Source organism: Micromonospora sp. NPDC005194, from assembly GCF_040608335.1.
Taxonomy (GTDB): Bacteria; Actinomycetota; Actinomycetes; order Mycobacteriales; family Micromonosporaceae; genus Micromonospora.
This window is the reverse complement of the sequence record NZ_JBEXIA010000011.1, coordinates 49,619-63,013: the sequence shown is the minus strand read 5'-3', so window position 1 is coordinate 63,013 and position 13,395 is coordinate 49,619. Positions and strand designations below refer to the sequence as shown.

Below are 13,395 nucleotides of genomic sequence, written 5' to 3'. Positions count from 1 at the left end.
CCGAGCGGGCGCCGTCCACCCGGGGACGCTCGTGGGGGCGCTCAGCTCCGGGCAGCTCGGCGCGACGTCGGTGTAAAGTACCCGGGCGGCATGCCGCGGCGACGCAGCCCCGGGTTCTGCTCGACGTCACTGAGCACACCGGCGGCGTTGATCAGGCCGATGTGCGAGAACGCCTGGGGAAAGTTGCCCAACTGCTCCCCGGTCGACGGGTCGACCTGCTCGGCGAACAGTCCCAGGTCGTTGACCCGCCCGGCCAGCGCGTCGAACAACTCGTGCGCCCGGTCCCGCTCGCCGGCCAGCGCCAGGCAGCACACCAGCCAGAACGAGCAGATGAGAAACCCCGCCGGGTCGCCGTTCCAGCGCCGCAGCAGGCCGTCGTGCGACAGCTGCGCCTCCACCGCGCGGACCGTCGAACGCATCCGCTCATCGTCGGCCGGGAGGAACCCCACCAGCGGCATCACCAGCACCGACGCGTCCAGGTCGTCGGATTCGAAACTCCCGGTGTACGCCCCGAGCCGGTCGCTCCACCCGCGTTGCAGCACCTCCGTGCGCACCTCGTCGCGGGCGGCCGCCCAGCGGGCCACGTCCTGCGGCTGACCGAGTCGTTCGCCGAAGCGGACCGCCCGGTCCAGGGCCGACCAGCACTGCACCTTCGAGGACACGTGGTGGCGTTCGATCCCGCGCTCCTCCCACATCCCCGCGTCCGGCAGCTCCCAGTCCCGCTCCGCCTTGTCGGCGAGTGACCGGAGCAGGTGGTAGACGTCCGGCTCCAACGGTTCCAGCCGGTCGCGCATCAGCCAGGCCGCGTCCAACGCCTCACCGAAGATGTCGGTCTGCCGCTGCCGCCACGCGTCGTTGCCGATCATCACCGGCGGGCTGTCGCGGTAGCCGGCGAGCTGATCCAGGCGGTGCTCCGTGAGGTCCCGCTCCCCCAGAACCCCGTACATGATGGGCACCGGCTCCTCGTCGATCCGGCCCATCGCGCGACCCAACCAGGCGAACTGCCGCTGTACCTCGTCGTAACACGCCGTCCGCCACAGCGCCCGCAGCGTCAGGCTGAAGTCGCGCACCCACACGTAGCGGTAGTCGTAGTTCCGGTCCCCGCCGAGCTTCTCCGGCAGCGAGGTGGTCACCGACGCCACCACCGCGCCGCTGGGTCGGTACGTCATGCCCTGCACCACCAACGCGCTGCGCCGCACGTGCTCGGCGTAGATCCCGTTGTACGCGTGCTGCCGGCCCCAGGAGCGCCATCCTTCGGCCGTGTCGGCGATGGTCCGGTCGGCTTCGGGCACCTGCGGCGCGGCGCGTCGTAGGTCGGGGCGTACCCGAGGGTGAAGTTGTGGGTCGTGCCGGCGCGGACGGTGAACGTCGCGGTGGCCTCGCCCTCGCCGCAGGTCAGCCGCAGGCCACTGACCAGGGCGAGCCGGCTGGCCCCGCCGACCGCCTCCAGGGCGCTCTCCCGCGCCGGGCTCCAGGGCGAGCGCGTCGGTCAGCTCCACCTCGCCCTGCGCGGTGTGGAAGACGGTCCGCAGCACGAGGGTGCCGTCGAGGTAGCAGCGTTCGACGGTGAAGTCGGCCTCCGGCAGATCGACCAGTGTCCGGCGTCCTCGCCGATCAGCCGCGCGAACACCGACGGCGCGTCGAACCGGCCCGGGCACCACCAGTTCACCGAGCCCGAGCGGTCCACCAACGCGGCCGTGCGGCCGTCGGCGAGGAACCCGTGGTCGCTGATCTGTCCGCTCTGCACCGGACTGCCTACCCGGACCGTCCCCGCACATGCCTCACCGGAGACACGCACCCCACTCCGGCGGCGGGCGTTACCGCCCGGCACTGGCGGGAACGCGGTCGGCTGACGAGGGAGGATGCTCATGACCTCAGCTTCGGGGCCGGCCGCCGCGTGGCGGCCCGGCGCAACCAGTGGCGACGTGCTTCCGTCCGGGCCGGCAGGCCGCCTGTCGACGCCGGCCGGGGACGGGCACGGGCCGGAGAGCGGCCCACCCACAGTGACGATCGGCTCGTATCCGGACTATCCGTCCGCGCAGAAGGTGGTCGACTACCTGGCCGACAACCGCTTCCCGGTGGAGCACAGCGCCATCGTCGGCACGAACCTCACGCTGGTGGAGACGGTGCTCGGGCGGATGACCACCGGCCGCGCGGCCCTGCTCGGCGCCGGCACCGGCGCCTGGTTCGGGCTCTTCATCGGCCTGCTGTTCGGCATCTTCACCGTCGGCAACTGGCTGGCGGTGATCCTGGTCGGCCTGGTCATCGGCGCGATCTGGGGCGCCGTGTTCGGCGCTGTGGCGCACGCGATGACCGGCGGGCAGCACGACTTCACCTCGGCCAGCTCGCTGCGCGCCGGCCAGTACGCGGTGACCGTCGACGCACAGCTCGCCGATCAGGCCCGGCAACTGCTGGGCCGGATGCAGGTGCCCGGCTCGACGCCGGCGAATTCCCGCTGATCCACCGGCACGACCGGCCGTCCCGGCAGTCCGCCGGGGCGGCCGGTCAGCCGTGGTACGCCAGCTCGCCGGCCCGCAGTGGCACGTCGACCCGGTTCTCCGGCGGCGCGAGGGGGCAGGCCCAGCGGTCGTCGTACGCGCAGCTGGGGTTGTAGAGGTAGTTGGCGTCCAGCCGGACCCGGTCACCGGGCAGCAGCTCGACGCCCCGGCCGAAGGTGCCCTTCACCGTGTCGGTGAGGTACCGCCCCCCGCCGTAGGTCTCCTGCCCGCAGGTGCCGTCGCGCAGCGGCACGAAGAGCCCACCCCCGTACGCCTCGATCCACCACAGCGTCAGCGGCCCCCACGGCGTCTCGGCCACCGCCACCCGCCGGTACGCGACGACCCCGTCCGGGCCGCCGGTGTCCACCCGCAGCTCGCCGCTGGCCGGTCGCAGGGGCGCCTCCACCACGGCCTCCGGGTTCGGCGCGAAGTAGCGCACACCGGTGAAGCCGGGCCGCTCGGCCGGCGGTATCGGGCTCTGCGGGTGGGTGGCGAAGAGCTCGTCGCGGCCGGCGCGGAAGCCGGCGAGGTCGACGTCGGACAGGTACAGCCGGGCCACCCGCTCCCGCCAGTCGGCCAGTTCCAGATCGGTCAGCATGCGGCGGACTCCTGATCGATTGACAACTCTCCGGACCGCAGGGGCCTGCCGCACGCCTGGCAGCAGACCTCGGCGACGAACACCTCACCGCACACGTCGTGGATGAAGTCGACCTTGGGTACCTCGGCGTCGCTGTAGGTGTCGCCCCAGCGCTTGAGCACGAGGATGACCTGCCCGAGGTCCCTACCCTTCTGGGTGAGTTCGTACCCGGCGACCTTGCCGTCCTCGGTCGATCGCGCCTGCAGGATGCCGGTCTCGGCGAGCTTTCGCAGCCGGGCGGCGAGCACGTCCCGGGGCGCGCCGACCGCTCGCAGGATCTCGGTGTAGCGGGAGGCCCCGAAGGCGAGCGCCCGCACGATGTGCAGCGACCACCTGTCGTTGACCGCGTCGAGCGCCACAGCGAGCGTGTCCCGAGACGGTTTGGAATTCAAACCACCGGTGCTACGGTTCGTCTGGTTGGACATTCAAACCACACTACCCGAGGAAGCACCCATGACGTCGCCACCCGAACCACGTACCGAGCGGGAAACGCCCGTCGTCACCCACCGCCGAGCCTGGCTCTCTCTCGTGCTCACCGGGCTGATCATCGGTACGGCCTTCATCGCCGTCTACGTCGGGCTGCAACGCGGTCCCGAGCCGCGCCACCTGCCGATCGCGGTGGTCGGTGAGCAACTGGCCACCACCGCACAGGCCGGGTTCGGCGATGCCGTCGCCGTCACGCCGGTGACCACCGTCGAGGACGGATCGGCCCTGGTCCGCGACGGCGACGCCGTCGCGGTACTCGGCGCGACCTCCCCCGGCGCGCTGACGCTCGACTACGCCGGCGCGAGCGGATTCAGCGAGAGCGGTGCCGCCCGGCAACTCGCCGCCGGTCTCGCCAGGCAGGCCGGCGCGACCGTCCAGGAGAACGACATCGTGCCGCTGGCGAGCTACGACAGCCGCGGGTTGTCCGCCTTCTACGTGGTGTTCGGGGTCACCCTCTCGTCGTTCGTCCTCGCGCAGGGGCTCACCGCGGCCACCGCGAAGGTGCGCCTGCGGCACCGGCTCTATGCCATGGGCGGATTCGCCGTCGCGATCGGCGTGATCGCGGCGACGGTCGCCGGCCCGGTCTACGGGTCACTGACGGCACCGTTCCCGCTGCTCGCCCTGTCGCTCATCCTGCTGTCGGCCGCCAGCGCCTTCACGACGAAGGCCCTCGGGGCCTGGCTCGGCCCGATCGGAATCGCGCTCGCCGTGCTCACCCTCACCACCATCGGCAACGCGACGAGCGGAGCGACCATCGGGATCGACCTGCTGCCGGGATGGGCGCAGGCGATCTCCGCGAAGCTCCCGCCGGGCGCGGCCGTGTGCGCGGTCAACAACTTCGGTTACTTCAACGGCTCGCACACGCTGGTGCCCCTGGCCGTCCTCGCCACCTGGTTCCTGGCTGGCCTGGGCTTCGTCCTGCTCCGACAGCGGACCGCGCGGCGACGCCCGCCCGCGACACCCTGATCCGAGGGTGGAGCCGGCCGGTGGGCGCACGACGGGTGCCCACCCGGCCGTCACTCCCGAGGCCAGTTGCTCAGGACGGCGTCGAGGGCGTCGAGGGCGCGGGCCCAGGATTCGTCCGTCGAGCGCGGGGTGTGGCGGAAACCGCCGGTCCGCTCCAGGCTCACGAAGCCGTGGAACGTGCTGTGCATCATCCGGACGGCGTCGGTCTGGTCCGGCTCGGAGAGCCGGTAGCCGCGCAGGATCGCCCGGGTCATCTCGGCGTGCCGGACGCCCGCGCTCGCGGCGGCCGTCTCGGGGTCGAGGTCGATCTGCATCGCGGCGTAGCGGCCCGGATGCCGTGTCGCGTAGTCCCGGTACGCGTTGGCGAAGGCGACCAGCGCGTCCTTGCCGGCCCGGCCGGCGAGCGCCTCGGCGACCCGGTCGGCCAGCTCGGCGAGCGCCAGCAGGGCGATCCTGACCCGCAGGTCATGGGCGCTCCTGATGTGGAAGTACAGGCTCGCGTCCTTCACGCCGAAGTGCCGCGCGAGCGCGGCGACTGTCACGTTCTCGACGCCCACCTCGTCGGCCAGCTCGGCCGCCGCCAGGGCCAGTCGCTCGGCGGTCACTCCGGCACGTGCCACGCAGCACACCCCAAAATCTAGTCTTGTTAATCGGTTGCCTAGGGGAGCTAGGCTGATGCCTATGTTAGCCCTCACCGAGCCCGCCATCCGCGCCTCCCTCGTCAACTGCACACAGGGCGAGGCGAAGCGGCTGGCCGTACCGAACGATCTTGAAATGCGCCCCTGGGACGACCTGGACTTCCTCGGCTGGCGCGAGGCCGCCGCGCCGCAGCGGGCCTACCTGATCGCCGAGGCCGACGACGGCCTCGTCGGGGTCGCGCTGCGGGTGGCGCCACAGCAGACCGGGCGGGTCCGGCGCAGCATGTGTTCCTTCTGCCTGACCACCCACACCGGCGACGGCGTCTCGTTGATGACGGCCCGCAAGGCTGGTCGGGACGGCCGACAGGGCAACTCCGTGGGCGCGTACGTCTGCTCCGACCTGGCCTGCTCGCTCTACCTGCGCGGCAAGAAGGACGCCGGGCGGCGGATCGACGAGACCATCACCCTGGCCGAGAAGATCGACCGCACCACCAGCCACCTCGCGGCGTTCCTGCGCAAGGTCACCGAGTAGCGAAGGAAGCCGGCCGGCACCCCGGTGGGGCCGCGCCGGTCCGATCAGCCGGTCAGCACGACCGCCCCGGCCGGGCAGGTTCGCCCCCTGTCGAGCTGCCCCATATGTGGGCCGGCCGTCGACGCGGACCCTTCGACTAGCGGTCGGTGGCCAGGCGGGCGTGCAGGTGCTCGTCGTAGCGGCGGCCGTCGCCGTACTGGTACGCCTCGCGCAGCGTCCCCTCGGCGAGATAGCCGGCCCGCTCGGCGACCCGGCAGGACGCCGTGTTGGCCACCGCGTGGCACAGCTCCACCCGGTGCAGCCGAAGGTCGCCGAACGCCCACTCGGTGAGCCGGATGACAGCCCGCGTCGCCACCCCGCGCCCGCGCGCCGCCGGCATCGTCCAGTAGCCGATGGAGGCGTCGCCGTGGTGGATGTGGTGCAGCGACACCGAGCCGAGCAGCTCGCCGTCGGCGGCGTTGGTCACCGCCATGGAGGCGTGGTCACCGGCCGACCAGTCGGCCCGGCGACGCACCCAGAGCAGGGCGGCCTGGTCGTCGACCGGGCCGCCACCCTGCGGGTTCCACTGCGCGATGGCCGGGTCGCGCAGGGCGTCGCGCACCGCCGGGGCGTCCGCCTCTTGCCACGGGCGCAGCAGCAGGTCGTCGGCGGCGAGCTCCACGTGTTCCACGAAGCCGGAGTCTGGCACACCCCGCGCCGGCGCCGCCGCCCAATTACCCCGAGCTTTGTTCAAAGCTGTACGAAGCACACCACCAACCGGACAGACGTGACGCAGAAAACGCGCGATAGCGCTAGTTAAATTTTGAACTAGCGCTATCGTGATGGGCGTGACCGAGAGCCTGGACAGCACCCGAGCGGCCGCCTGGCGTGCCTACATCGAGGCCAGCCAGCGCCTGTTCACCCAACTGGAAGACGACCTGCGCGCCGACAGCGACCTCACCTTCGCCGACTACCACGTGCTGGTCCTGCTCTCCGAGGCGCCGGGGCAACGACTGCGGATGGGCGAGCTGGCCGGCCGGCTGGTCTTCTCCCCCAGCCGACTGACGTACCAGATCTCCTCGATGCAGCGGCGCGGGCTGGTCAGCAAGGAGGCCTGCCCGGACGACCGACGCGGCAGCGAGGCCGTGCTCACCGCCGCCGGACTGCTCACCCTGTCCGAAGCCGCACCCCACCACCTGGCATCGGTGCGTACCCACCTGATGGACGACCTCGACGACGCCGAGGTCGCCTGCCTCACCCGGGTCTTCGACCGGCTCGGCCGCCGCCTGCGGGCGGCCGGCACCACGTCGAGCAACACCCACGCCACACGTTAAGGAGCCCCCGATGCCCGCGATCACCGTCGACAACGTCCTCGTCCTGCCCCGCCTGCCCAAGCTCGACGAGTCCACCAGCTTCCGCAAGGTCCGCACGGTGACCACCGCGCCCAGCGGCTTCGAGGGTGAGGGCTTCCCGGTCCGCCGGGCCTTCGCCGGGGTCTCGACGACCGACCTGGACCCGTTCATCCACCTCGACCAGATGGGCGAGGTGGACTACGCGCCGGGCGAGCCGAAGGGCACCCCGTGGCACCCGCACCGCGGCTTCGAGACCGTCACGTACATCATCGACGGCGTCTTCGACCACCAGGACTCGCACGGCGGCGGTGGCACCATCACCGACGGCGACACCCAGTGGATGACGGCCGGCAGCGGCCTGCTGCACATCGAGGCCCCGCCGGAGCACCTCGTGCTGAGCGGCGGGCTCTTCCACGGCACGCAGCTCTGGGTCAACCTGCCCCGCGCGGCCAAGATGAACCCGCCCCGCTACCAGGACATCCGGGGCCGGGAGTCGGCTCTGCTCACCACGCCCGACGGCGGCGCGCTGATCCGGGTCATCGCCGGTGAGGTGGCCGGGCACCGGGGCCCGGGGTCGACGTTCACGCCGATCACCATCACCCACGTCACGGTGCAGCCGGGCGCGCAGGTCGACCTGCCCTGGAACCCCGACTTCAACGCGCTGGTGTACGTCCTCGGCGGGCGCGGCACCGTCGGCGTCGAGCGCCGGCCGGTCCGCACCGGTCAGCTCGCGGTGCACGGCCCGGGCGACGCGCTGCGCTTCAGCGCGGACCCCACGCAGGACAGCAACACCCCGGCGCTGGACCTCTACATCATGGGCGGTCAGCCCATCCGGGAGCCGGTGGCACAGTACGGCCCGTTCGTGATGAACACCCGCGACGAACTGCTCCAGGCGTTCGAGGACTTCAAGGCCGGCCGGCTCGGCGTCATCCCCACCGAGCGGGTGCCGCACACCGACGGCCAGGGCCCGCGTCCCTGACCCTGACCACGCGAAAGGCCCCCGGTTCGCGCCGGGGGCCTTTGCGTAGTACTGGTCAGGCCGCTTGGTGGGCCTTCGCCATGTCGACGAACGCCCGCCAGGCCGCCGGGCTGAAGACCAGCGCGGGGCCGGCCTGGTCCTTCGAGTCCCAAACGCCAACGACGCCGGGCAGGTTGTCGGCAACCTCGACGCAGGCCCCTTGATTGCTACCGCTGCGGGTGCTCTTACGCCAGCGTGCGCCGGTCAACTCCATGTCCCTGCCACTTCCCTTATGAGTTCGATCGACTGCTCATGGGACAGTGCCATGCCGCGTACGTTCTCCCGTGCTATTCCAAGGGTTCCGTGCGCGAAGGTGTTGGCGCGCCTGATGGTCGAAAACCGCGCCGGCGACGCCGTCCCGGGGCGAGGGAGGCAGCCAGCAGGGTAGATCTTGGACACTTTCCGTTAGCTGCTAACGGAAAGTGTCCAAGATTGCCAGCGATGGTGGGTGAGGCGGGCCGGGGTCGTGCCGGTACGGGAGGGTTTGGTTCTGTCGGCGGCCGGAGGTCAGCTCGCCGCGACACGTCACCGACGGCCGGGCGTTCGACCATCATGGTCGGGAGCCGACGTGCACGATGGACACCGTGCGCAGAGTTCCGCAGAGTGATGCCACGCCCAGCCTACATCGGGGCCCGGACTGCTGTCAGTCGGGCGAAAAGCCCTGTTGAGCTGGGGTTTCGCCGCTATAACCTCGCTGATCGTGATTACCGACGACTCTTGGACGACGCTCCGACCGACCGCCGATTCTTCGACGAACGACGGCCACCTTGGCAGCCCCAGGGTCGTCTACATCCGCGGCAACCTCTGGCTGGACGGTCCGGCTGGAGACCCGGTGGCGCGGGGTTTGGCGGGCAATCCGGCGGCACCGCTCGACGTGCTGCTGCGCCTCCTCGATGACCACGCCGAGGCCGTTCCGGCAGCATTCCGGCGACGGGCCGCCCTGCCGCCTGCGGTCGTCGCGGCGGCGACGCGTCACCCCGTGGCCCGCGTACGCGGCGCGCTCGCGGCCAACCCGCACGTCGACCCGGCGATCCGGCTCCGCCTCGCGGACGACCCCGAGCACCGCGTCGTCGAACTCGTTCGCGAGGATCCGGGCCTGGCATTGCCGGACCGCGCGTTCATGCGGTCCGTGGACCGGCTCCTCGGGTACTTCCGGCGTGGCCTCATGACACCGACCGAGCTGCGCGGCGAGGTCATCGACCTGGGGACGCGCGACCGGCGTGCGGTCCGCAGCATCGCCACCCATCCAGAACCCCTTGTACGCGCCGCCGCGGTCGACCTGCTCGGCAGCGTGCACGAGACGTCCCGCGAGCAGTTGCGCGAAGTCCTGCTGCACGACGACGTACCGGAGGTACGGGCGGCGACGGCCCACTTCTTCGCCGAGCGGGAACGGGCACAGGAGCCTGCGGACCTGCCCGGCAACGGGTACGCGTACCGAGGCATGCTGAGCGACCTGCGGCTCGCGCCCGCGCTCATCGAGTACGTGCTTGCCGACCGGGACGGCCGGCAGGGCGCCGACGCGATGGCGACCAACCCGACACTGCCGCCGGAGGTGGTCGAGGCGTTGCTCGGCCACCCTTCGGCAGATGTCCGGTGCGGCCTCGCCCGGCGCGACGACCTGACCAGCTCGCAACTGGCGCGGCTCGCCGCTGATCCGGACGTGTCCGTCCGCACCGCCGTCTCCGTCCATCCCGCGCTCAGCGAGGTGGACCGCGCGGCGATCGACATCGACCTGACCACGGCACCGTGGGACCGCCGGACCGGCCTCTGCTGGCACCACCGGTCGGTGTTGCCGCCCCCACCACTGCCGCCGTTGGCGGAATCGGTGCGCATCGCCTCGTCGGTCAACCCGCTGCTGCGCCGGCGGGCCGCGGTCGATCCGCGACTGCCCGCCGACGTCGTCGCCGCGCTCGCCGACGACCCCGATCCCGATGTAAGAACCCTCCTCGCCCACCACCATCCGGCCGCACCACCCGACCTGCTGCTGCGGGTGTTCCGCGAGTACGAGCACCGCCGGTGCGACCGCTATCGGCTGCTGGCTCTGCCGAACTTCCCGACTGCGGCGCTGGCCCGGTTCGCCGACGACCAGGATCCAGCGGTCCGGCGGCTCGTCGCCCACGACCCACAGGCGGATCCGGCGCTCATCGACCGACTCACCCACGACCCCGACGCCGCAGTACGCCAGGCGATGGCGGTATGCCCTCGACTACCGGTGGACCGAATCGTCGAGTTGCTCGGCCACGCCGAGCTGGCCGAGGCCGCAGCGGCGAACCCGTCTCTGCCCGTGCACGTCATGCGAAAGCGAGTCGCCTCGCCCTCCCCTTGATCTACTCCAGATCGGCGACGTGGGGGTATCTCGTCGCGAGGAAGCCCCCACATCGCCGATCTGGAGACGATCGGCGCACCGGAGCCGATCCGGCTGACCCGCCGCGGCCTTACGAGACCGCGAAAATCCCCGCGACGCCCAGAATCACCATCAGCAACACCGCTACCAGCGCACCCCGTTCGCTCTCCACCGCCGGCTCGCGGTACTCGGTCACGGGGTTCGTCGTCTCGCGGTGCATGGTGTGGCCTCCTCGGCTGTTCGGTCGTGCTCGCGTCGTCATCCAGGTCACCGTTCGGCCGGCCTGGCATGCGGACCCGCCTCGGGGGTCCTACCGTGAGGACGTTGTCGACCTCCGGGGGGCTGGACGTGCCGTTACAGGACTGGTTCCTCAGCGCACAGGAACGCGCCAACCCGGTCTCTGGGTTACCCGTCTGGACCAGAGGAAACCTCGCCGAGCCGTTGATTCACGGCGCAGCGTACTTCGACCGGCTGGTCGAGGAGGTGGAGGCGCTGACCGACGGTGACCACCTCTTCTTCACCGACTGGCGGGGCGACCCGGACCAGCGGCTGCGCCCCGACGGCCCCACAGTGGCCCAGCTCTTCGCCCAGGCCGCCCAGCGCGGCGTGGTGGTCAAGGGGCTGATCTGGCGCTCACACCTGGACGCGCTGGCCTACAGCGAGGCCGAGAACCGCAACCTCAGCGAGACGATTTCGGCGGCCGGCGGCGAGGTGCTGCTCGACCAGCGGGTCCGCCGCGGCGGCTCGCACCACCAGAAGCTGGTGGTGCTGCGGCACCCTGGCGCCCCGGAGCGGGACATAGCGTTCGCCGGCGGGATCGACCTGTGCCACAGTCGCCGCGACGACGCCGCGCACGGCGGTGACCCGCAGCCGGTGCAGATGTCTCCCCGGTACGGCCCGAACCCGCCCTGGCACGACGTGCAGCTCGCGGTGCGCGGCCCGGTGGTCGGCGCGCTGGACACCGTGTTCCGGGAGCGCTGGACCGACCCGATGCCGCTGGACTCGGAGAACCCGATGGCGTATCTGCGGGATCGGTTGCGCGGCGCGGACCTGCGGCCGGACCCGCTGCCCGAGCAGCCCGCCGACCCGCCCGAGTGCGGGCCGCACCAGATCCAGGTGCTGCGCACCTACCCCGCCGTCCGGCCGCGCTACTCCTTCGCGCCCGACGGCGAGCGGACCGTGGCCCGGGGCTACACCAAGGCGGTCCACCGCGCGCGACGGCTCATCTACCTGGAGGACCAGTACCTCTGGTCGACCGAGGTGGCCAACCTGTTCGCCCAGGCGCTGCGGGAGAATCCCGAGCTGCACCTGGTCGCCGTGGTGCCCCGGCACCCGGACGTGGACGGCCGGCTCGCCCTGCCACCCAACATGGTCGGCCGGGAGCAGGCGCTGTCGCTGTGCGAGCGTGCCGCGCCGGACCGGGTGCACGTGTTCGACGTGGAAAACCACGCCGGCACCCCGGTCTACGTGCACGCGAAGGTCTGCGTGGTCGACGACGTCTGGGCCAGCGTCGGCAGCGACAACTTCAACCGCCGCTCCTGGACGCACGACAGCGAGTTGTCCTGTGCGGTGCTCGACGACACGCGCGACGAGCGGACGCCCACCGACCCGGCGGGCCTCGGCGACGGGGCACGCGCCTACGCCCGGGACCTGCGGCTGCGGCTCTGGCGCGAGCACCTGGACCGGGACCCGGACGGCACGGACGACGCCGACCTGCTCGACCCGGCCGACGCCGTCGCGGCCATCACGGCCGCAGCCGACGAACTGCAACGGTGGTACGACGGCGGCCAGGTCGGCGATCGTCCGCCCGGCCGGCTGCGCCCGCACCGCCCCGAGCGGCTGCCCTGGTACATCCGCACCTGGGCGCTGCCGGTGTACCGGCTGGTCTACGACCCGGACGGCAGGCCGCTGCGCGCCAGGCTGGCCGGCACCTGGTGAACCTGCCGGGCCGGCTCGGGCAGGCCGGCTCCGCCCGGGTGCACGGTCAGCCCGCCGGGGTAGGCGAACGAGGAGCGCGGCGAGAAGTAGCCGAAGCCGATGGTCAGCGGGTTGGCGGGGCGCAGCGCGTACATCGGGTGTCGGGGTTGCAGGAACTCCACCGACTCGATCTCGAACGGCGCGACCGGCTCGGCCACGAACGGGTAGACCGAGCTGAGCAGTTGGCCGTCGCGGCACGTGAAGTAGCGGTGGTGCCCGCTGCTGATCACGTGACCGGTCTCCCCCACCCGACACCGGGCGCGGATCAGCGGCGCCCCGTCCGCCTCGGTCTCGGCGAGCAGCGCCTCGCCGCTCACCTCGATCCTGGTATGACCGGCGAGCACCGGGGCGCCCCGCGCGGTCGCGTACTCGCGGACCAGCCGGCTGGAGGCCACGTAGTGGGTCCACCAGCCGCCCGGGTTGAGCCCGCCGGGCGCGTCCACGCCCGCGAGTGAGACGCCGAGGTACGTCAACGAGTAGGCGCCGAAGCCGGAGGTCTGCGTCTCGTCCTCGACGACGTACTGGTTGAGGAACACCTGCCGGTCCGCACGGGGACGCAGCCCGGTGGGGACGAGGGCGGCGACCGCGTCGGGATCCGCTGGCAACCAGCTGAAGTACAGGGTGCGACTGTTCACGACGAGCTGGGGAGCCGCTGGATCGAGCATGGTGCCTCCGAACCGGGTGTCTACCCAGCGACGCTACGGCCGGTCCCGCCGACGGGACAACGACGGATAGTTGACACTGCCGCCCGAATGTCGGATTTCATGTTGACCACTTGGCGGAGGGTGCGGCACCGACCGGTTGGGCCCAGAGGGACGACCGGGTGCCGCAGGATCGCCCGGCACATGGGTAAGAGACCCCACAACCTGCTCGACGGCTGCCGCTTTTGCGCGTTTTGTGGTTCAACACGCCTTAAGTACATCAACCTTTCGGCTAGATTTCTCGGAGCCGATCAGGTTAAGGTGAGT

The 13,395-nt window shown here is 71.5% G+C and carries 14 protein-coding genes and 1 pseudogene; 7 read left to right on the top strand and 8 right to left on the bottom strand.

The window, feature by feature from the left end; all coding sequences use genetic code 11:
• Positions 1-41: 41 nt before the first annotated feature.
• Positions 42-1,747: pseudogene (locus ABZU53_RS12055) on the bottom strand (glycoside hydrolase family 15 protein).
• Between the two features lie 121 nt (positions 1,748-1,868).
• On the opposite strand from ABZU53_RS12055, the gene ABZU53_RS12050 reads away from it, so the two are divergent.
• Positions 1,869-2,459 (top strand): general stress protein, encoded by a 591-nt coding sequence (locus ABZU53_RS12050; protein WP_355065618.1) that lies wholly within the window; start codon positions 1,869-1,871, stop codon positions 2,457-2,459.
• 46 nt (positions 2,460-2,505) lie between these two features.
• Here ABZU53_RS12050 and ABZU53_RS12045 read toward each other — a convergent pair whose 3' ends face one another.
• Positions 2,506-3,093 (bottom strand): DUF1684 domain-containing protein, encoded by a 588-nt coding sequence (locus ABZU53_RS12045; RefSeq protein ID WP_355065769.1) that lies wholly within the window; start codon positions 3,091-3,093, stop codon positions 2,506-2,508.
• Positions 3,090-3,494, bottom strand: a complete 405-nt coding sequence (locus ABZU53_RS12040) for a helix-turn-helix domain-containing protein (RefSeq protein WP_354860150.1) — start codon at positions 3,492-3,494, stop codon at positions 3,090-3,092. The genes ABZU53_RS12045 and ABZU53_RS12040 overlap by 4 nt, the downstream gene beginning before the upstream one ends.
• A 94-nt stretch (positions 3,495-3,588) precedes the next feature.
• Between ABZU53_RS12040 and ABZU53_RS12035 the strand changes: the two genes are divergently transcribed.
• Positions 3,589-4,587 (top strand): hypothetical protein, encoded by a 999-nt coding sequence (locus tag ABZU53_RS12035; protein WP_355065616.1) that lies wholly within the window; start codon positions 3,589-3,591, stop codon positions 4,585-4,587.
• 50 nt (positions 4,588-4,637) lie between these two features.
• Here ABZU53_RS12035 and ABZU53_RS12030 read toward each other — a convergent pair whose 3' ends face one another.
• Positions 4,638-5,207 (bottom strand): TetR-like C-terminal domain-containing protein, encoded by a 570-nt coding sequence (locus ABZU53_RS12030; protein WP_354860155.1) that lies wholly within the window; start codon positions 5,205-5,207, stop codon positions 4,638-4,640.
• Between the two features lie 55 nt (positions 5,208-5,262).
• Between ABZU53_RS12030 and ABZU53_RS12025 the strand changes: the two genes are divergently transcribed.
• On the top strand, positions 5,263-5,757 hold the full coding sequence (locus ABZU53_RS12025) for an FBP domain-containing protein (RefSeq protein WP_354860158.1): 495 nt from the start codon (positions 5,263-5,265) through the stop codon (positions 5,755-5,757).
• Between the two features lie 136 nt (positions 5,758-5,893).
• On the opposite strand, the gene ABZU53_RS12020 is transcribed toward ABZU53_RS12025, so the two are convergent.
• Positions 5,894-6,427: a GNAT family N-acetyltransferase gene (locus ABZU53_RS12020; protein WP_355065614.1), complete on the bottom strand. Its 534-nt coding sequence runs from the start codon at positions 6,425-6,427 to the stop codon at positions 5,894-5,896.
• A 157-nt stretch (positions 6,428-6,584) separates the two neighbouring features.
• Between ABZU53_RS12020 and ABZU53_RS12015 the strand changes: the two genes are divergently transcribed.
• Both ABZU53_RS12015 and ABZU53_RS12010 read left to right on the top strand, forming a co-directional pair.
• Positions 6,585-7,070: a MarR family transcriptional regulator gene (locus tag ABZU53_RS12015; RefSeq protein ID WP_354860163.1), complete on the top strand. Its 486-nt coding sequence runs from the start codon at positions 6,585-6,587 to the stop codon at positions 7,068-7,070.
• Positions 7,071-7,080: 10 nt separating this feature from the next.
• Entirely contained in the window at positions 7,081-8,067 is a 987-nt protein-coding gene (locus ABZU53_RS12010) for a pirin family protein (RefSeq protein ID WP_354860165.1), read from the top strand.
• Positions 8,068-8,122: 55 nt separating this feature from the next.
• On the opposite strand, the gene ABZU53_RS12005 is transcribed toward ABZU53_RS12010, so the two are convergent.
• Positions 8,123-8,320, bottom strand: coding sequence for a DUF397 domain-containing protein (locus ABZU53_RS12005; RefSeq protein ID WP_355065612.1), 198 nt, complete (start codon positions 8,318-8,320; stop codon positions 8,123-8,125).
• Positions 8,321-8,938: 618 nt separating this feature from the next.
• On the opposite strand from ABZU53_RS12005, the gene ABZU53_RS12000 reads away from it, so the two are divergent.
• Complete coding sequence (locus tag ABZU53_RS12000) at positions 8,939-10,432, top strand: hypothetical protein (protein ID WP_355065610.1); 1,494 nt, start codon at positions 8,939-8,941, stop codon at positions 10,430-10,432.
• 109 nt (positions 10,433-10,541) lie between these two features.
• Here the strand turns inward: ABZU53_RS12000 and ABZU53_RS11995 are convergent, their stop codons facing one another.
• On the bottom strand, positions 10,542-10,670 hold the full coding sequence (locus ABZU53_RS11995; protein ID WP_354860174.1) for a hypothetical protein: 129 nt from the start codon (positions 10,668-10,670) through the stop codon (positions 10,542-10,544).
• Positions 10,671-10,798: 128 nt separating this feature from the next.
• Here ABZU53_RS11995 and ABZU53_RS11990 point away from each other — a divergent pair, with 128 nt between their 5' ends.
• The gene (locus ABZU53_RS11990; protein ID WP_355065767.1) at positions 10,799-12,388 is read left to right on the top strand and encodes a phospholipase D-like domain-containing protein; all 1,590 of its coding nucleotides are present in this window, start codon (positions 10,799-10,801) and stop codon (positions 12,386-12,388) included.
• Here the strand turns inward: ABZU53_RS11990 and ABZU53_RS11985 are convergent.
• Positions 12,337-13,092 (bottom strand): hypothetical protein, encoded by a 756-nt coding sequence (locus ABZU53_RS11985; protein WP_355065608.1) that lies wholly within the window; start codon positions 13,090-13,092, stop codon positions 12,337-12,339. The two genes, ABZU53_RS11990 and ABZU53_RS11985, sit on opposite strands and share 52 nt — an antisense overlap.
• Positions 13,093-13,395 lie beyond the last annotated feature (303 nt).